The sequence below is a fragment of the Marinobacter sp. tcs-11 genome, assembly GCF_002049515.1.
Lineage (GTDB): Bacteria > Pseudomonadota > Gammaproteobacteria > Pseudomonadales > Oleiphilaceae > Marinobacter > Marinobacter nauticus.
In genome coordinates, this window is the sequence record NZ_LLYU01000003.1 from 155,208 (window position 1) to 172,373 (window position 17,166).

Here is a 17,166-nt window from a genome sequence, read left to right on the forward strand (position 1 = left end):
CGTAACCGGCAGACTTTTGGTAACTTGTGTAATAATTGGTCAAATCCCGTTAATCCAATCCCGGACCCAGGGCAGGGCTTCCGCCTCCGGCTCCATGGTTTCCAGTGCATCAATCCGCAGGGTGTCACCGACCTTACGGGCGCCGGTTTCATAAAGTGCTTCTTCCATCAGGTCGCCGGCGCCGCAAAAGGTGTCGCCATAGGAGCTGTCGCCCAGCACGATCACGCCAAAGGGGCGGCCAGGCTGCTGAGGCAATTGTTCGCGCAAGTCCAGATAAAACGGCAACAGGTTGTCGGGGATTTCACCCTGGCCAGTAGTGGAGGTGCACACCAGCAACGCGTCGTGGTTGTTGGTGATATCGGCCAGGGTTGGATTTTCCAGAACCGTGACGGTGTGGCCTTCGGGTTCCAGTTCCTGCTTGATACGGCGCGCTGTCAGCAGGGCGCCCCCGTAAACGCTGCCGGTAAGAATGCGAATTGCTGCCATAACGACTGCCTGTGTTGATGGGGTAGGGATGTTCGGGGCAGATAGTAAAGGCGTGGCTGGTTCGGCTCAAGCCGAAGTCTGTGGGCCGGGCCCGGCGTTCTGACTCCGTACTCTTGGGGCAATACGGTTCCGGCCACTCTCCTTGGCGTTGTATAGCTGTACGTCGGCCTGCTTGAGCAGTTCGTTGATCGATCCGGATTTGGAAATGGAGCATACCCCGGCACTGATGGTGACTGGCAGGGTTTGTTCCCGATGGTGAAAGCGGGTGGCTGCCACTTCTGCGCGCAGGCGCTCAGCCAGGGTGAGTGCCTGTAGCAAAGTGGTGTCGGGTAATAGCAGCAGAAATTCCTCACCGCCCCAGCGGGCAGCCACATCCGACTGGCGGACAATCTGCCGGACCAGATCCGCGAACTGGCGCAGAACCTCGTCTCCGGCATCGTGGCCAAAGTCATCGTTAATGCGTTTGAATAGGTCCAGATCAATCAGAACGACGGAAAAATGATGGCCGGAGCGCTCGAACCGGGAGAACTCGGTGTTCAGTCGGCTCTGCATGTCTCGCCGGTTTGCCAGCCCGGTCAACTCGTCGGTGCGGGCGGCGTGTTCGTGGGCCTGGGCGAGTGCCACCAGTTTGTTGCGGGCCCGCAACCGGCCGGCTTCCAGCACGAAACAGAAGATCGACTCGAAGGTGAGTGTGGCGAAGAAACGGATCTTGAAGTCGGTGCTGTATTCGGCGCTGACCCCCGGCATGTCGGGAAACTGGAACACCAGGATGGCCAGCAGGTAGCAGAACAGCAGGATAGCGGTGCCACCCTTGAGGCTGGTCAGGTAGAACAGCAGGGGCGGGAACACATAAAACCAGAGCGGGCCGGTATTGCCCTCGCCGCCGGAGGCAATCAGATAGGTGAACAGCAGCCCGACAATAACCAGCAGGCCCCCTTTCTGGACCGTTCGGTCCCGACTCCAGGCGTACCAACCAATATTGAGAGTGATCGGAACAACGAATGCCCAGAGCACCCAGGCGTGCAAATAGTGATCGGCATACCAGGCTTTGGCGCCGATCCCGGCCAGAAACAGAATCGCCATGGCTGACAGGCCATTCAGTAGCCGGGAGATCTGAAGCTCCTCATGCTCGCTGGACTGGGTGTGGCTGGTAAGGCTGGTATCTGTCATTAACTGTTATTCTTTTTGACATATTTTCGGGAATTATGCGTCAAAAACCATCTTGATTGCAGCATTAACTATCAGGATTGTGAAGGGGGCCATTAACCGGGATTTGTTTCAATTTGATGGCAAAAAATTTATAGTTTGCCCCCGGCGAACACTGCTCAAACCCCTTCTGTCCACAAGACAAGAGAATCAATTGGTATGGCCCGTTCCAGCAGCTTTCTGGATAACCTTCTCACCAGCCCCTCCACGGAACGGTACAGGGTCGGACTAAGTGTACTTTTCCTTCTTTGTGTCTGGCTTGTGGTTGGTTCCTTCAGCCAGGGCCTGCCTAACGCCATGTTATTGATGGCCGCCGCGGTCATTGGTGGCTACATGGCAATCAATATCGGTGCCAACGATGTCGCCAACAATGTCGGGCCGGCGGTCGGGTCCGGAGCCCTGTCGCTGGGTGCGGCAGTGCTTCTGGCGGCCGTATTCGAAGCCGCTGGCGCACTGATTGCTGGCGGCGATGTGGTGTCTACCATCAAAGGCGGGATTATCGATCCGACCACTCTGGAAGACCCGCGCGCGTTTGTCTGGTTAATGACGGCGGCCCTGCTGGCGGGCGCCCTGTGGCTGAACCTGGCCACCTGGATGGGCGCGCCGGTCTCAACCACTCACTCCATCGTGGGCGGTGTCCTGGGGGCCGGAATTGCCGCTGGAGGCTGGGCCATTGCGGATTGGGCGGTGATGGGCAAGATTGCCGCAAGCTGGGTGATTTCGCCGGTTCTGGGCGGTGCCCTGGCGGCGCTGTTCCTGTTCGCAATCAAGAAAACCGTACTGTATCGCCAGAATCTGGTGTCCTCTGCCCGTACCTTTGTACCCTGGCTGGTGGCGATTATGGCCTGGGCCTTTTCCACCTATCTGATGATCAAGGGCGTCAAGAAGATCGTCAAAGTGGACATGGTGGAAGCTTCGGTGATCGGCCTGGTTGTGGCAGGAGTGGTGTTCTTCGTGATGCGCACCCTGGTGGGCCGCAAAGCCTCGACCATGGAAAACAGTGCGCAGGGGGTAAATACCCTGTTCACCTGGCCGTTGATTTTTGCCGCAGCCCTGTTGAGCTTCGCCCACGGCGCCAACGACGTGGCCAATGCCATTGGCCCGCTGGCAGCCATCAATGATGCCATTCAGGCTGGCGGTGGCGTGGTTACCTCAGCGAAGATCCCGCTTTGGGTGATGCTGGTAGGCGCCCTGGGGCTGGCGGTCGGGCTGATGCTGTTCGGGCCGCGCCTGATCAAAACGGTAGGCTCGGAGATTACCGAACTGGACAAGACCCGGGCCTTCTGTATTGCGCTGTCTGCGGCGCTGACGGTGATTCTGGCTTCCCAGCTTGGCCTGCCGGTCAGTTCCACCCACATTGCCATTGGTGGCGTTTTCGGTGTCGGCTTCCTGCGTGAGTATCTGAAATCCAACTACGCGACCCAGCTGCACAAGATCATCGAACACCATGACCCGGTCGAGCAGGAACGCCTCAAGCCGTTCCTGGATGATTTCCGTAATGCCTCGGTGGAGGAAATGGAGAAGCTGCTGAAACAGGCGAAGAAGAAAAAGCAGCAGGTGCCTTTGTCCAAGTCGGAGCGCAAGCGCCTGAAGAAGATATACCGTGAGGAGATGGTCAAGCGCTCCCATCTGGTGAAAATTGCCGCGGCCTGGATCATTACCGTGCCGGCGTCAGCGATTATGGCGGCGTTCCTGTTCTTTACCCTGCGTGGCCTGATGGTCTGACCGTTGTGCGGGGCTGGTGATGGCCCCGCGCTTTGTCCATACTATAGGTAATGCATCCGGCAGGCGTGGCCTGTCGCTATCCATATTCGGGGAGTACAACATGAGTTCATCTGTCGAGAGCCGTCAGGCGCGGATGATTGAAGAGTTGCGGGTGTTCATCAAGAAAGTGATGAGCGATCCGACGATTGCCGTGAAGTCCATGGAGATTGCCCGCAAGTACAAGGGCGAGGCCAATGCCGATGAGCTGATGGCTCGTGAGATCAGTGCCAATACCACGATCCGGATTCCGGAGAGCTGGAGTGAGGCCGACAAGATGTTTCTGGAAATCCTGCACGAGGTGCTGGATGACGAAGAGGCGCTTTACTGATTCTGGCTTTGGAGTAGGTTGGGGCTTGTGGGAGCCCTTTCCAAAACACGCTGTGGATACTTCCCTGTACGCTCTGCTCCGCCATCCATGGCTCCGCAAGGTTTTGGAAAGGGCTCCCACAAGCCCCGCCCCACGCCGCGGAGCTGTATTCCGGAAGCACTAGGCCTGCCTGGCCTCTTTCTGGTTCTGCTTCAAAACCGCCGCAGCCATCTGGTGCAGGATGGCCATTTCATCGGCAATCCCATCTTCCTTCGACAGTTCCCTCTGCTCCCTGAGAATATCTTCCAGAATATCCGGCGTTGTTAACGGGTTGGCCAGAACCACCCGGAACACAATGCACGGGAAGTGGTAGTAACGGGCGGGCTCAAGTCGGGTTCGGGAGACGAAGGCTTTGCCGCGTTCCCGTTGGGTTTTCTGAATGAACTTGGTGATGCGGTTCAGGCAGGTGTTCATCTTTTCTGCCTGCAGCTCATCGGCCATGGCCAGTGCCTGGCGCACATCTTCCGGGCAATAGCGGTAGGTCAGGATGTTCAGTTCCGGGCGGGTGACCAGTTCAAAATCCGGTTGTTCATCGATCATGTTGGCAAAGGTTTTGGCTTTGTCGATGCCCTGGTCGATGAGAATTTCGTAGCCTTCTCTGGCGAGGATTTTCAGGCCTGAGTGAATCAGCATGGCCATGCCCGGGCGCGAGCCTTCCAGGGTGGTGCTGCCGAGGTCCCGGGAACCTTTCCGGATGATGTACTGGGCGTGGTGTTCTACCGCGCTGGCCAGGCTGGGATCCTTGAAGACCACCAGGCCGGCGCCCATGGGTACGTAGAGCTGTTTGTGGGCGTCGAAGGTGACCGAGTCGGCTTTCTCGATGCCGCGCAGCAGGTGTTTGTGGGTGCGGGAGAACAGGGTTGGCCCGCCCCAGGCGGCGTCGACGTGGAAGTGGGCGCCGAATTCCCGGGCGATGTCGGCCATGGCGTCCAGCGGGTCGACGTTGCCGGTTTCGGTGGTGCCGGCCACGCCGCAGATGGCCATGACTTTGATTTTCTGTTTCTGCAGCTCCAGACATTTGTCGCGCAGGGCGTCGGTCTGGATCCGGTTGAATTCGTCGGTTTCCACCGGCACCAGGGCATCCCGGCCAAGGCCGAGGACGTCGGCGGCTTTGCGCAGCGAGTAGTGGCCGCGTTTGGAGACGACGATGGCGGCGCCTTCATGACCGTAGTATTTCAGGGCGCGGAACAGGCCTTCTTCGTGCAGGCCGCGGAAGCTGCCTTCGGCCGGGAAGGCGCGATTGCGGGCAACCCACAGGGCGGTAAGGTTGGCGACCGTGCCGCCCGAGCACATGGCGCCCAGCGCATGCCGGGGGTCGTGCATCCATTTCCGGTAAAAAGAACCGTCTTCCTGGTACACCAGCCGGTGTATCTGCCCCAGTACCTGGCGTTCCATGGGCGTGAACGCCTTGGAGGTTTCGGTTTTCACCAGGTTCTGGTTCAGGGCGATCATGATCTTCGACAGCGGCAGCATGAAGTAGGGCAGTGCCGAGGTCATGTGGCCGATGAACGCGGGTGACGCGGTATGAACGGAGTTGGCCACCAGTTTGTCGAGCAGAAACTGGGTCTGCTCGGAGACAAAAACGGGCTTCTCCGGGATGACGTAGTCGGAGAAGTCTTTCTCGACTTCGGACAGGTCCCGTTCGATGGCGACGATGTGTTCCTGCAGGAATCCGGCCAGGTTGCGGGAGATGTCCTGGTCGATCCGGCTCAGGGTCGACTCCGGCGCTTCGGGCACCGTGAACACGCGATACATTGCCTCCAACGAGGCCTGGGCGGATTTTTTCTTTCCGGTCATAGCACCACACACATTCAGTGGTATCCGATGGGTTGGTTCCGGAAACCCATCGGATGGAGCCGGGCATGGCCCGGTTGCGAAAATGTCTGCCAGCCGCCAAGCGGGGCATTGGTTCCCTGAGGCTGCGTAGTATAAGACCTGTCAGGCAATGACGCCATGCCTGCCGGGCCAGCGGTCCGGGTTAGAGAATTTCCCGGTGTACATCCAGGATGGCGGCGTCGATGCGGTCCTGGATGTCTTTTTCGACCTGATCGAGGCGCTGGGTGATCTGCTGGGCGCTGGCGCCGAGGGCGGCGATGGTCCAGGTGGCGCAGTCGAGGGCGTCGTGGTCGGCGGTTTCGGCCACGGCCAGGTCCGGTTCTCTGCCCCAGATGGCTTTCATGGCGGTGAAGGCTTTGCGTTTGGCTTTTAGGTCTTCGCAGCCGTAGAGCTGGAAGTGCAGGGTGAGGACGCCTACGTGGGGGGTAATATCCTGGTGCTGTTGTGGGGTTTTGCCTTCTTTCAGCAGTTTTCTAAGGGCGTCCGACATCGTGGCCTTAACCTTGGAGTTGGAACATGCGGGGGATGCCTTTCCAAAACACGCTGTGAATACTTCCCTGTACGCTCTGTTCCGCCATCCATGGCTCCACAAGGTTTTGGAAAGGCATCCCCCGCATGTTCATGAACCTTATAGGGGGAGTCCGGTTTGCATAACCGTTTTGCCTCCGTGAATGTCTTTAGCCTACTACAGGCGTCCCCCGTTTGATAATCGCTGCCGGGTTGGTGCCGGAGGGCAGGTTGCCGTAGTTCATGCCGCCGCTGCTTTGCAGGCGGGAGGCGCAGAAGGCATCGGCGACGTGTTTGTCGCCAAAGCGCAGTAACAATGAGCCTTGCATGGTCAGGGCCATGCGGTCGACCAGGTTGCGGGCGCGGTACTGGAAGTCGCTGATGTCGGCGAAGTCGTGTTGCAGTTGCGCCAGGTACTGGTCGAAGCGGCTGTCGGTGCCTTTGGCTTCGGCGGCTTCTTTGAAGAAGGCGTCGAGGGTTTCGGGTTCTTTTTGCAGGGCGCGGAGGGTGTCCAGGCACTGGACGTTGCCGCTGCCTTCCCAGGTGGCGTTAACCGGGGATTCCCGGAACAGTCGGGGCATGATGCAGTCTTCCATCACGCCGCTGCCGCCAATGCATTCCATGGCTTCGTAGGCGTGGTTGGGGGTGCGTTTGCAGATCCAGTATTTGCCTACGGGGGTGGCCAGGCGGGCCAGCAGGCGTTCGTGTTCGTTGTTCTGGTTGTCCATGGCCCGGGCGACGCGCATGGTGTAGGCGAGGGCGGCTTCGTTTTCGATGATCAGGTCGGCCAGGACGTTCTGCATCAGCGGCTGGTCGCTGAGGGTTGCGCCGAAGGCGCTGCGGTTGTGGCAGTGGTGCGTAGCCTGGGCCACGGCCTGGCGCATGCCGGCGGCGCTGCCAATCATGCAGTCGAAGCGGGTCATGGCGACCATTTCGATGATGGTTCTGACGCCGCGGCCTTCTTCACCGACCATCCAGGCCAATGCGCCGCGGATTTCCACTTCGCTGGAGGCGTTGGCAACGTTACCCATTTTGTTCTTGAGTTGCTGTACCTGCCAGGGGTTCTTGGTGCCGTCCGGGCGCCACCGGGGCATCAGGAAGCAGGACAGGCCGCTGGTGGTCTGGGCCAGTACCAGGAAGGCGTCGCACATGGGGGCGGAGACGAACCATTTGTGGCCGACCAGCTCGTAGGCCTGGCCGGGGCCTTCCTGCCCGATGGCGTAGGCGCGGGTGGTGTTGGCGCGCACGTCGCTGCCGCCCTGTTTTTCGGTCATGGCCATGCCGATGGTGACGGAGGTTTTTTCGCTATCCGGCAGGTTGCGGCTGTCGTATTCGTTGGCGAGGATTTTCGGGGCCCAGAGCCTGGCCAGGTCCGGCTGGTTCTGGATCGACGGGATCGCTGCGAAAGTCATGGTGATCGGGCAACAGTGAGCGGCTTCCACCTGGGAGTGCAGGTAATACTTGGCGGCCCGGGCCACGTGGGCGCCTTTGCCCGGGTTGGTCCAGGGGGAGCTGTGCAGGCCGTTTTCCAGGGCTACGCGCATGAGTTCGTGGTAGGCCGGGTGGAAGGTGACTTCGTCTATCCGGTGGCCGTAGCGGTCGTGGGTGCGGAAGCTGGGTTTGTTGGCGTTGGCCTGGTTGCCGAGTTCGATGGTGTCGGCCAGGCCGGCCCAGGCCCCAAAGCGGGTGAGGTCGTCGTTGGCGAAGCCTGCGCCTTCCCGCAGAACGGCTTCCCGCAGCGCGGTGTCCTGTTCGTAGAGGTTGTAGTTCTCCAGCGGTCGGGGCTGGTTGATGACCTCGTGGGTGGCCGACAGGTAGCGGTTATCGTCGGTGGACTCGGTCTTGCGCTGCGGGCTGTTCATGGTTAGCTCCTGGTGCCGGTTAACCCCCGTAGGCAGAAGCAAACGATGGTGTCGACCAGCTCATCTTCGTTGTTGTCGTGTCCCGGCGGTGTTTCTGTCTGGGTCGGTGACAGCGGCCCCACCAGGGATTCCGAGATGGCGCCAACCAGGCAGGTGCTGGTGAGGCGGGCATCCTGGTCCGGTATGCAGCCTTCGGTTATGCCGCTCCGGATCGCTTGTTCAAACAGGCTGGCGTAGGCTTTGCGATACACCAGTCGCTCTTCTTCCACTTTCGGGTCTACCGGCTCGGCAATCAGTGCCCAGGCTTTCATCGGGCCTTTCAGGGCCCGGCGGGCGAACTGGCGCAGGGCGTTATCCAGGCGTTTAACGGCATTGCCGTCTACTGCCAGTGCTTCGGCAACCTTGTCGACTTCACGCTGGGTGGCCAGGCGAAAGATTTCCGCGAACAGGTCCTCCCGTGACTCGAAGTGGCGGTAGATGGTGCCCGTGGCAACGCCCGCCAGCCCCGCGATGCGGGTAATGCGTGCGCTGCGAAAACCGCCTTCGGATACGCACTCCCAGGTGCATTCAATGATCTTTTTTCGCGCCTCGGCTTTGCGCTGGCGCATTTTTTCAGTTTCACGATAGGCCATGCCGGCTCCTTGCAAGCATTGAATCAATATTCATTCTTTGTGTCAATTCTCAGTGCCGTTGAAGTGCTGTTATCTGAGCTTTCAAAACAATGGGTTATCTGTGATTACAAAAAATTACAAAAAAGTGGTTGTCAGGAAATAGCGTCAGTCATGAAAGCAGATTATAAAGACGCCAAGACGGGCCGTCAGATGGCCGGCAGTCGAGACGGGGTGCGTCTTCCAGAGCATCTGGCCACCCGTAAAGCTGTTTTCGTTGATGGAGATAAACCATGAGTGAATTCGACGAAAGCAATCTGGAGCAGTCCAGCAGCTGGACCAGCGACAGCGACGATAACCATTCCATTGCCGGCCGTGCCCGGGTTCGGGCCCAGTTGCAGGCAGATATTGAAGCCTTTCTGCAAGGCGGCGGAAAGATACAGGAGGTGGACACCACCTTCCGTTCTGATACCCCGCGCAAGGTGGAGATCGGGTTCAACAACCGTTCCCTCTGATGGCGTTTTCTCGCCGGGCAGCGGCTTCCGTTGTCCCGGCAACTCCGTTTATCTGTCATCTCTTTGTCATCTGTCAACGGCACACTCGGCTCAGGCCTGCAACGGGCGGCTTCTGGGGTGTATGATGTCATCACTTTCCAAGGCCATCCATGTTCAGGAGGTTATCCGTGTCGAAGCCGAGTCTTGCGCACTCCAGTCGAGCCTATCCGTTCACCCGTTTACGTCGCAATCGTGCCAGTGATTTTTCCCGGCGTCTGGTTCGGGAGAGCCAGTTGTCACCCGATAACCTGATTTTCCCGGTGTTTGTGCTGGAAGGCGAGAATCAGCGTGAAGCCGTGCCTTCCATGCCGGGGGTCGAGCGTCTGAGCATCGATCTGTTGGTGGAGCAGGCGGCGGAACTGGTAGAGCTGGGTATTCCCGCCGTGGCGCTGTTCCCGGTAGTGCCGGCGGAGAAAAAGAACCTGTCCGGCTCCGGCGCGTGGGATTCTGATGGCCTGGCCCAGCGGGCGGTTCGTGCGCTGAAAAAGGCGCATCCGGAACTGGGGGTGATTACCGATGTGGCACTGGACCCGTTCACCACCCACGGGCAGGACGGCATTATCGACAACGATGGCTATGTGCTGAACGATGTCACGGTCGAAGCGCTGGTCAACCAGGCCCTGTCCCATGCCGATGCCGGTGCCGATGTGGTGGCACCGTCCGACATGATGGATGGTCGGGTGGCGGCCATTCGTGAGGCCCTGGAAGGGGCAGGCTATGTGAACACCCGGATTCTGGCCTACTCTGCCAAGTATGCGTCCAGTTATTACGGCCCGTTCCGGGATGCGGTCGGCTCGGCTGCCAACCTCGGCAAGGGTAACAAGGCCACCTATCAGATGGACCCGGCCAACAGTGATGAGGCCATTCACGAGGTGGCCATGGATCTGGCTGAAGGCGCGGATATGGTGATGATCAAGCCGGGCATGCCCTATCTGGATATTGTGCGCCGGGTGAAAACCGAACTGCAGGTGCCAACGTTTGTGTACCAGGTCAGTGGCGAATACGCCATGCACATGGCCGCAGCTCAAAACGGCTGGCTGGATGGCGATGCGGTGATGATGGAGAGCCTGATGGCCATGCGCCGGGCCGGTGCCGATGGCATTCTGACCTATTTCGCCGTGCGCGCTGCCAGGCTGATGCGGGAGCGACAGCGATCATAACCGGGCAGCGGCTGGTGGCCGAAGCCCGCCTCAACGATGGATACAAAGAGCAATGACAAGCGAAACCGTGACAGAGACAGGCAGTGAACAGAGCGTCCCGGCGCCGGTGGATCTTCCACCCGTTGGTGAGGAAGTGAATCTGGATGCGAGCGAAAACTACTTCAACCGCGAACTGAGCCAGCTGCAGTTCAATTACCGGGTGTTGAAGCAGGCGCTGGATACCACGCACCCTCTGATAAACCGTCTGATCTTCTGCTGCATTTTCAGCAGCAACATGGATGAGTTCTTTGAAATCCGGGTGGCGGGCCTGCGCCAGCAGATGAAGTATGGCCGTGAAACCGTGGGTGTCGACGGCATGCTGCCGGAACAGGTGCTGGCGGAGATCAGCCGCGTTGCCCACGACTATATCCACGAACAGTACGACATTCTCAATAATGTCCTGATTCCGGAGCTGGAGCAGGAGAACATCCACTTTGTCCGACGCCGTGAGTGGACGCCGGCCCAGGCCGAGTGGGTGCGTAATTACTTTGACGAGGAAATTCTGCCGGTGGTCAGCCCGATCGGGCTGGATCCGTCACACCCGTTCCCCCGCCTGGTGAACAAGAGCCTGAACTTCATCGTCGAGCTGGACGGCAAGGATGCCTTTGGTCGCGAGACCGGGATGGCGATCGTGCCGGCGCCTCGCTCCCTGCCGCGCCTGGTGCGTTTGCCGGATGAGGTGTGCAACGGCGGTGATAATCTGGTGTTCCTGTCTTCGATGATCCACGCCCACGCTGATGAGCTGTTCCCGGGTATGGAAGTGAAGGGTTGCTATCAGTTCCGGCTGACCCGGAACGCGGACCTTGAGCTGGAAGACGATCTGGAAGACCTGGCGTCGGCCCTGCGCGGCGAGCTGCTGAGCCGTCGGTTTGGCGATGGAGTCCGTCTTGAGGTGGCGGATAACTGCCCGGAGGAGCTGGTGCAGTTCCTGCTGCGGGAATTCGGCCTCACCGAGCGGGATCTCTACCAGGTCCACGGCCCGGTAAACCTGACCCGCCTGATGGCGGTGGGTGGCCTGGTGGACCGCCCAGACCTGACCTATTCCAGCTTCTCGCCGTCGATTCCGCGCCAGATTCGCAGCAAGGAATCCATGTTCGATGCCATTCGCAAACGGCCCCTGCTGCTGTTACATCCCTATGAAAACTTCAGCCCGGTGGTGGATCTGCTGCGCCAGGCAGCCAAGGATCCACAGGTGCTGGCCATTCGCCAGACGCTTTATCGCACCGGTGCCGACTCGGAAATTGTCGAGGCCCTGGCCGATGCCGCGCGTCGAGGCAAGGAAGTGACGGCGGTTATCGAACTGAGAGCCCGTTTCAGCGAAGCCGAGAACCTGGAGTTGGCCAGTCGGCTGCAGGAAGCCGGCGTGATCGTGGTTTACGGTGTGGTCGGGTACAAAACCCACGCCAAGATGATCCTGATTGTCCGCCGGGAAGAAGGCCGCCTGCGGCGCTACGTGCATCTGGGCACCGGTAATTACCATGCCGGGAACGCACGCCTGTACACCGACTACAGTTTCATGACCTGTGACGAGTCCATCGGCGATGACGTCAACAAGCTGTTCCAGCAGTTAACCGGCATGGGCAAGGCGTTGAAGATCAAAAAGCTGTTTCATGCGCCGTTTACCTTGCACAACCGTCTGATCAGTCTGATCGAACGAGAGGCCAGCTATGGTGAGCAGGGGCGGATTATCTTCAAGTTCAATGCCCTGACCGAGCCGCAGATGATCAAGGCCCTGTATCGGGCCTCCCAGGCCGGGGTCAAGATTGATCTGGTCATCCGTGGCATCTGCTGTCTGCGTCCGGAAGTGCCGGGACTCTCGGACAATATCCGGGTGCGTTCGGTGATCGGCCGCTTCCTGGAGCACACGCGGGTGTACTATTTCGGTAATAGTGGCCGGCCGGAGGTGTATTGTTCCAGTGCTGATGGCATGGAGCGCAACCTGCTGCACCGGGTCGAAACCGCGTTCCCGGTTGAGGAGCCCGCGCTGATTGCACGCCTGCGGGAAGATCTGGATACCTATCTGGCGGACAATTGCCAGGCCTGGGTGTTGCAGCCCGATGGCAGTTACATTCAGAATCAGCCCGGGGAAGGTGAAGAGCGACTGGCATCACAGCTGGTCCTGCTGGAGCGCCTGACCGGCAAACCCAACTGAGGCCGGTGGGCCGGCACCGAAAAAAAACACAGGACGGATACCTTGAAACTAAAAAAATGGACCCTGGCCGGTCTGGCCGTACTGCTGGTGGCTGGCGGTGCTCCCTGGGGTGTGGGCTATGTCACCGAGCAGCACTGGCGTGAAGCAACACTGGAAGTAAACCGGGCCCAGCCCTTTCTGAATCTTGAGACCGAGCAGTATCGTCGTGGTGTGCTTGGTTCCGAGGTATCCGCTACCGTGACCCTGAGAGATCCTGAGACCGGGGATTCTCACACCATAGCGATCGAAATCCAGGTGTCCCATGGCGTAACTGGCAGCCTGATGGATTTCCGCCCGCGCCAGGGGTGGCAGCCAGAGGGGGCTGACTGGTTTCCGGACGATGAGCCCAGTCTGACGCTGGAAACCCGGCTCTGGGGCAGCGCCACGCTTGAGCTGACAGCACCGGTGATGGACATTGATAACCCGGAGCGGGAGACCTCACTCAAGAGCAGTGGCGGTCTGGTGCGGATTGATGTTGGGCGTCTTGGTGAAGCGGCAGACTTGCTGGTGGTCTGGCCGGCTATCCGCCTCAGCGATCCGGAAATGGATGTGACGATCGACAACGTCCATATGGAACAGAGCATGGAATGGCTGGTGGGGGATATCTGGACCGGCGCTGGCGTGATGACCGTGGATAACCTGACCTTGCAGGGGGCTGAGGCTCCCACAATGACCTTGGCCGGGATGTCGCTTGAAAGCGCCAGTGATGCCCGCCAGAACGGCGAGCGCCTGGACTCGCAGGTTACCCTGTCGCTGGAATCGGCTGCTCTGGCGGATCAGGCCTTTGGGCCGCATCGGTTGGAGGTGGCGCTGGAGAACCTGGATGTGGCCAGTTGGAATGACTTCAGTGGCGCCATGGCGGATATGCAGGCACTGGCTTTGACCGCCGGAGACGACCCGAGGGCCGCGTTTGAACAACAGATGGCGGTGATGCAGCGTTTTAACGAAGCCCTCCGCAGTCTTGCTGCCGAAGGCTTTTCCATGGGGATCCGGGAGCTCAGTCTGGCAACGCCTGAAGGGGAAGTTACCGGCTCACTGGACATCAGCCATCCGGAGCTCTCCGATCAACAGCGTGACAACATGTTGATGGTCATGCAGGCGCTGACCGGGAGTGTGAATTTCAGCATGCCGGTTGCCCTTGCGGAAGACTATCCCGCCGTGCGTATGCAGGTGGCGCCATTGATCAAACAGGGCCTGCTGGTTCAGAACGGTGAGCGCCTGGTCATGGATGGCCGGATGGAGGATCTGGTACTCACCGTAAACGACGTGGAAATCCCCCTGCCTCCGCTGCTCTGAATCTCAACGACCCGCCAGCTGCTGGTACTTCGCCATCAGCTGCGTTTCGGTGATCATCAACGCCCGTCGGATTTTCCTCAGGATTCGCTGAACTTCTGTTGCAGGGCTTCTGCCACAGCCGGGTCTACAAACTCGGAAATGTCCCCGCCCAGCGAGGCAATTTCGCGAATCAGGGTGGAGGAGATGTAAGAGAGGTGGTTGGCGGGCGTCAGGAACACGCTCTCAACTTCCGGCGCCAGTCGGCGGTTCATGTCGGCAAGCTGGAATTCATATTCAAAGTCAGAAACCGCGCGCAATCCCCGCAGGATAACGGAGGCGTTTTGCTCGCGCACGAAGTCGGCGAGCAGGTTGCTGAAACCGGTGACGCTGACGTTGGGGAGGTGTGCGGTGGCCTTGCGGACCAGTTCGCAGCGTTCTTCAAGATTGAGAAGTGGCTGCTTTTTCGGGTTGTAGGCGACGGCGACGACAATTTCATCGAACATGCGGCCGGCCCGTTCGATGAGGTCGGTGTGGCCGTTGGTGATGGGGTCGAAGGTGCCGGGATATATGACTTTGGGCATGCACAGCTCCTTTTGTTGGTGAGCCGTAGGATAGCAGCATTGCCTTTGGGGCTGTAGTCCAGAGCGCCGACAATCTGTTTTATGACTCTGGTGCTGGCGCAGGTCGGGGGCGGGTTTCCGGGAGACGCTACAAGCACATCCATGTGCGCTTCTTTCGGGCCGTCCATGGCCCTCAAGACTCCCGGAAACCCGCCCCCGACCTGCGCGATCAACTGGAGTGCTGGCCGCCCCGGCCTCCTACTTCAGACTCCTTATTGCCTCTCTGGAAGGGGGCCTCTTAATCGCGGTTCAGGCAGAGTTGGCAAGCCTCTGCGCCAGTCTCGAGCTGTTCCTCGCTGCCAACGCATACACCGACAACTGCGGGTTTGCACCGATGCTGGTGGGAAAGATGGAGGCATCGTGGATGTTCAGGTTGGCGATGTGGTGATGCTCACCGAAGCCGTTCACCACCGAGGTTTTCGGGTCTGTGCCCATGCTGCAGCCGCCCATCTGGTGCGCGGTGAACAGGCGGGCACGGTGGGGTTTCATGGGCAGGTTGTTGATGGCGTCTCTGGCCTGGTTCCAGCTGGTGTACCAGTCGGAATCCAGGTGCATGGCCTGGACGGCTTCGGCGCCGGCGGCGAACTGGATTTCGGCCATGGTGAGGTAGGCCTTGCGCAAGCCTTGCCAGAGATAGTCGGTGATCGGGTAGTCCAGTACCGGGCTGCCGTCGTCTCTGAGTGACACCGTGCCGCCCGGGCTGTCCGGGTGGAAGCCGTCGCGCAGCAGGGCGATGACCGATTGCATCCAGGGCAGCTGGCCCAGGTTGTCTCGTTGTGGCTGGCCGTGGCCGGGTACCACGCCGGCGGCCATGGCCGGGTGCAGGGGCGGTACTTCCAGTTTGTAACCTACCGGGCCGTCGATGCCTGCCTTGAAGTTGAACTCGTCCGAGTAGATGGACTGGGGAGCGCCGTAGAATGGGTCGATTTTCGCCGGCATGCGGGCGACGGTGGCGTTGACCGGATGGATGAACGATCGTTTGCCCACGCGCTGGTATGGGTCGGGCAGTTGCGAGCGAAGCAGCAGGCCGGGGGAGCCAATGGCGCTGGCAGCGACCACGAATTGCCGGGCTTTCAGGGTGACCGTGATGCCGGATGGGGTGACGCCGTCCGGGCCCATGGCGGAGGCGAGCAGGTGGTCGATCCGGTCCTGATTCACCACCAGGCGTTCTGCCCGCAGGCCGTGGAAGAGTTGTGCCTTGTGATCCAGCGCGCCGGGGATAGTGGTGAGTAGCGCCCCCTGTTTGGCGTTGGTGGGGCAGCCCACGCCGCAGTAGCCGCTGTTCCAGCAGCCTTTGACGTTTCTTGGAATCACCTGCCAGGAATAGCCGAGTTTTTCGCAGCCCTGGCGCAGGATGTCGTTGTTCAGATTGGGTGGGGTTTCCCATGGCGCCATGTTGTGGCGCTGCTCACGGCCCTCAAACCAGGGGGCCATGGCGTCCGGCGCCAGTCCTTCCAGGCCAAGTTCCTGGCTCCAGTAGGTGAGCGTTTCCTCCGGGGTGCGGAAGCTGCTGGTCCAGTTCACCGTCGTGGAGCCGCCGACGCAGCGGCCCTGTAAAATCGCGATGGCGCCATCGGCGGTGACCCGGCTCATGCCTTCCTGGTACAGATTGGCGTAGGACGTCAGCTCGTCCATCTTGAAGTCTTTCTGATAATACAGTCGACCCTCTTCCACCAGAATCACTGACAAGCCCTGACGGGCCAGGATCTCCGCGGTTGTGCCGCCTCCGGCACCGGTGCCGATAACGACAACATCCGCCTCTACCGTGCGGTTTTCGCTCAGTTTGCTGGCATCGGTCACATTCCAGCCGGCAGCCAGTCCCCGGGCAATGGGATCGTTCATGGACATACTCCGCTCCTCAATACGATGGGTATCCGGGGTTTTCTCAAACGGCAGGTTTGAATTGTGGCAAGGCATCCACCATCCAGGCGGGAGGCCCCGGATATCCAGACAGGTGCCAGTGGTCTTCATGCCCATAGAAGGCGACATTGCTGATCTTGGTCAGGGCAATGTAGCCGTTATTCAAAAGTCCGATCCGGCTGTCCCGCCAGCGCCGCAGAAACGCGTCGGCATCGGCGGTACTGACCGAGGGCCAGTCTGACCATACCCGGCCCAGGGCGATCCGGGTGGGGGCAAAGTTAAGCAGATCAAAGAGCTTGCGCAGCTCCTGCTGATTCGCCGGGCCGAACTTCACAATGCCCTGGTCGATCCGTTCAATCGTGCCGGCAATGGCAAAGCGACGCTGGTTCGGTTCCTCCGGCAGAGCTCCGGCAAACATGGCCGGCAACAGGGCCTCGAACAGGGCGATGTCATCCCGGCTCAGAAACTGGAACTGGTGGCGGGCGTCCATGCGGCTGTCGACCGCACTGACCCGGCCCGCGGGGGCCGTAGCGCAGCCGGTTAGCCCGGCGGAGAGGCTGACGGTGCTCAGGAACACCGCGCCGCCTAAACCGGTTTTGAGGAAACTGCGACGGCTAACATCCGGCTGACAGGAATTCTTCGTATCGTGTTGGCTTGTCATTGTAGAAGCTTCTTTGTCTTTTATTATTCTGTTCAGGCTTGCTAGAACGTCAGGTGGCCAGGGTGAAGGGTGTCTCTCCAGGACTGTGCAAAACAGGGATGTTTTGCTCAAGCCTACATGGACGTATTAACGGCGTGTCCTGGAGAGACACCCTGCACCTTGGCCTTGTT

Annotated in this window: 16 protein-coding genes; 7 read left to right on the forward strand and 9 right to left on the reverse strand. The window is 59.9% G+C overall.

Annotated elements, in window-relative coordinates; all coding sequences use genetic code 11:
* Nucleotides 1–39: 39 nt before the first annotated feature.
* On the reverse strand, nucleotides 40–486 hold the full coding sequence (locus tag ARC85_RS05115) for a flavodoxin (RefSeq protein ID WP_286714434.1): 447 nt from the start codon (nucleotides 484–486) through the stop codon (nucleotides 40–42).
* Between the two features lie 66 nt (nucleotides 487–552).
* A complete protein-coding gene (locus ARC85_RS05120; protein WP_286714435.1) occupies nucleotides 553–1,656 on the reverse strand; it encodes a GGDEF domain-containing protein in 1,104 nt (367 codons plus the stop codon).
* Nucleotides 1,657–1,851: 195 nt separating this feature from the next.
* On the opposite strand from ARC85_RS05120, the gene ARC85_RS05125 reads away from it, so the two are divergent.
* Nucleotides 1,852–3,417 (forward strand): inorganic phosphate transporter, encoded by a 1,566-nt coding sequence (locus ARC85_RS05125; protein ID WP_286714436.1) that lies wholly within the window; start codon nucleotides 1,852–1,854, stop codon nucleotides 3,415–3,417.
* 100 nt (nucleotides 3,418–3,517) lie between these two features.
* A complete protein-coding gene (locus tag ARC85_RS05130) occupies nucleotides 3,518–3,784 on the forward strand; it encodes a hypothetical protein (RefSeq protein ID WP_031210303.1) in 267 nt (88 codons plus the stop codon).
* 159 nt (nucleotides 3,785–3,943) lie between these two features.
* Here ARC85_RS05130 and panP read toward each other — a convergent pair whose 3' ends face one another.
* The 4 genes from panP to ARC85_RS05150 form a co-directional block, all read right to left on the reverse strand.
* On the reverse strand, nucleotides 3,944–5,620 hold the full coding sequence (panP, locus tag ARC85_RS05135; RefSeq protein WP_286714437.1) for a pyridoxal-dependent aspartate 1-decarboxylase PanP: 1,677 nt from the start codon (nucleotides 5,618–5,620) through the stop codon (nucleotides 3,944–3,946).
* Nucleotides 5,621–5,801: 181 nt separating this feature from the next.
* Nucleotides 5,802–6,149: a DUF503 domain-containing protein gene (locus ARC85_RS05140; protein ID WP_286714438.1), complete on the reverse strand. Its 348-nt coding sequence runs from the start codon at nucleotides 6,147–6,149 to the stop codon at nucleotides 5,802–5,804.
* 187 nt (nucleotides 6,150–6,336) lie between these two features.
* A complete protein-coding gene (locus tag ARC85_RS05145) occupies nucleotides 6,337–8,028 on the reverse strand; it encodes an isovaleryl-CoA dehydrogenase (protein ID WP_286714439.1) in 1,692 nt (563 codons plus the stop codon).
* A 2-nt stretch (nucleotides 8,029–8,030) separates the two neighbouring features.
* The gene (locus ARC85_RS05150) at nucleotides 8,031–8,660 is read right to left on the reverse strand and encodes a TetR/AcrR family transcriptional regulator (RefSeq protein ID WP_286714440.1); all 630 of its coding nucleotides are present in this window, start codon (nucleotides 8,658–8,660) and stop codon (nucleotides 8,031–8,033) included.
* 9 nt (nucleotides 8,661–8,669) lie between these two features.
* Here ARC85_RS05150 and ARC85_RS05155 point away from each other — a divergent pair, with 9 nt between their 5' ends.
* From ARC85_RS05155 to ARC85_RS05175, 5 genes are all read left to right on the forward strand, one after another.
* Entirely contained in the window at nucleotides 8,670–8,933 is a 264-nt protein-coding gene (locus ARC85_RS05155) for a hypothetical protein (RefSeq protein ID WP_199452939.1), read from the forward strand.
* Entirely contained in the window at nucleotides 8,930–9,151 is a 222-nt protein-coding gene (locus tag ARC85_RS05160) for a hypothetical protein (RefSeq protein ID WP_199452941.1), read from the forward strand. The genes ARC85_RS05155 and ARC85_RS05160 overlap by 4 nt, the downstream gene beginning before the upstream one ends.
* Nucleotides 9,152–9,300: 149 nt before the next feature.
* On the forward strand, nucleotides 9,301–10,350 hold the full coding sequence (gene hemB, locus ARC85_RS05165; RefSeq protein ID WP_286714441.1) for a porphobilinogen synthase: 1,050 nt from the start codon (nucleotides 9,301–9,303) through the stop codon (nucleotides 10,348–10,350).
* Between the two features lie 52 nt (nucleotides 10,351–10,402).
* Nucleotides 10,403–12,541 (forward strand): polyphosphate kinase 1, encoded by a 2,139-nt coding sequence (gene ppk1, locus ARC85_RS05170; RefSeq protein ID WP_286714442.1) that lies wholly within the window; start codon nucleotides 10,403–10,405, stop codon nucleotides 12,539–12,541.
* Between the two features lie 42 nt (nucleotides 12,542–12,583).
* Nucleotides 12,584–13,876: a DUF945 family protein gene (locus ARC85_RS05175; protein WP_286714443.1), complete on the forward strand. Its 1,293-nt coding sequence runs from the start codon at nucleotides 12,584–12,586 to the stop codon at nucleotides 13,874–13,876.
* Between the two features lie 77 nt (nucleotides 13,877–13,953).
* On the opposite strand, the gene coaD is transcribed toward ARC85_RS05175, so the two are convergent.
* The 3 genes from coaD to ARC85_RS05190 form a co-directional block, all read right to left on the reverse strand.
* Nucleotides 13,954–14,436 (reverse strand): pantetheine-phosphate adenylyltransferase, encoded by a 483-nt coding sequence (gene coaD / locus ARC85_RS05180; RefSeq protein WP_014422845.1) that lies wholly within the window; start codon nucleotides 14,434–14,436, stop codon nucleotides 13,954–13,956.
* A 288-nt stretch (nucleotides 14,437–14,724) separates the two neighbouring features.
* A complete protein-coding gene (locus ARC85_RS05185) occupies nucleotides 14,725–16,323 on the reverse strand; it encodes a GMC family oxidoreductase (protein ID WP_286714444.1) in 1,599 nt (532 codons plus the stop codon).
* 37 nt (nucleotides 16,324–16,360) lie between these two features.
* Nucleotides 16,361–16,996 carry a hypothetical protein gene (locus ARC85_RS05190; RefSeq protein WP_286714445.1) on the reverse strand — a complete coding sequence of 212 codons (636 nt, stop codon included), beginning with the start codon at nucleotides 16,994–16,996 and terminating at the stop codon, nucleotides 16,361–16,363.
* Nucleotides 16,997–17,166: the final 170 nt, after the last annotated feature.

Excerpts from the sequence above, each read along its gene's own strand:
- ARC85_RS05185 (WP_286714444.1), bottom strand. The coding sequence starts at position 16,323 with ATGTCCATGAACGATCCCATTGCCCGGGGACTGGCTGCCGGCTGGAAT.
- ARC85_RS05120 (WP_286714435.1), bottom strand. The coding sequence starts at position 1,656 with ATGACAGATACCAGCCTTACCAGCCACACCCAGTCCAGCGAGCATGAG.
- ARC85_RS05190 (WP_286714445.1), bottom strand. The coding sequence starts at position 16,996 with ATGACAAGCCAACACGATACGAAGAATTCCTGTCAGCCGGATGTTAGC.
- ARC85_RS05145 (WP_286714439.1), bottom strand. The coding sequence starts at position 8,028 with ATGAACAGCCCGCAGCGCAAGACCGAGTCCACCGACGATAACCGCTAC.
- ARC85_RS05115 (WP_286714434.1), bottom strand. The coding sequence starts at position 486 with ATGGCAGCAATTCGCATTCTTACCGGCAGCGTTTACGGGGGCGCCCTG.
- hemB (WP_286714441.1), top strand. The coding sequence starts at position 9,301 with ATGTTCAGGAGGTTATCCGTGTCGAAGCCGAGTCTTGCGCACTCCAGT.
- panP (WP_286714437.1), bottom strand. The coding sequence starts at position 5,620 with ATGACCGGAAAGAAAAAATCCGCCCAGGCCTCGTTGGAGGCAATGTAT.
- coaD (WP_014422845.1), bottom strand. The coding sequence starts at position 14,436 with ATGCCCAAAGTCATATATCCCGGCACCTTCGACCCCATCACCAACGGC.
- ARC85_RS05150 (WP_286714440.1), bottom strand. The coding sequence starts at position 8,660 with ATGGCCTATCGTGAAACTGAAAAAATGCGCCAGCGCAAAGCCGAGGCG.
- ARC85_RS05140 (WP_286714438.1), bottom strand. The coding sequence starts at position 6,149 with ATGTCGGACGCCCTTAGAAAACTGCTGAAAGAAGGCAAAACCCCACAA.
- ARC85_RS05160 (WP_199452941.1), top strand. The coding sequence starts at position 8,930 with ATGAGTGAATTCGACGAAAGCAATCTGGAGCAGTCCAGCAGCTGGACC.
- ARC85_RS05125 (WP_286714436.1), top strand. The coding sequence starts at position 1,852 with ATGGCCCGTTCCAGCAGCTTTCTGGATAACCTTCTCACCAGCCCCTCC.
- ppk1 (WP_286714442.1), top strand. The coding sequence starts at position 10,403 with ATGACAAGCGAAACCGTGACAGAGACAGGCAGTGAACAGAGCGTCCCG.
- ARC85_RS05130 (WP_031210303.1), top strand. The coding sequence starts at position 3,518 with ATGAGTTCATCTGTCGAGAGCCGTCAGGCGCGGATGATTGAAGAGTTG.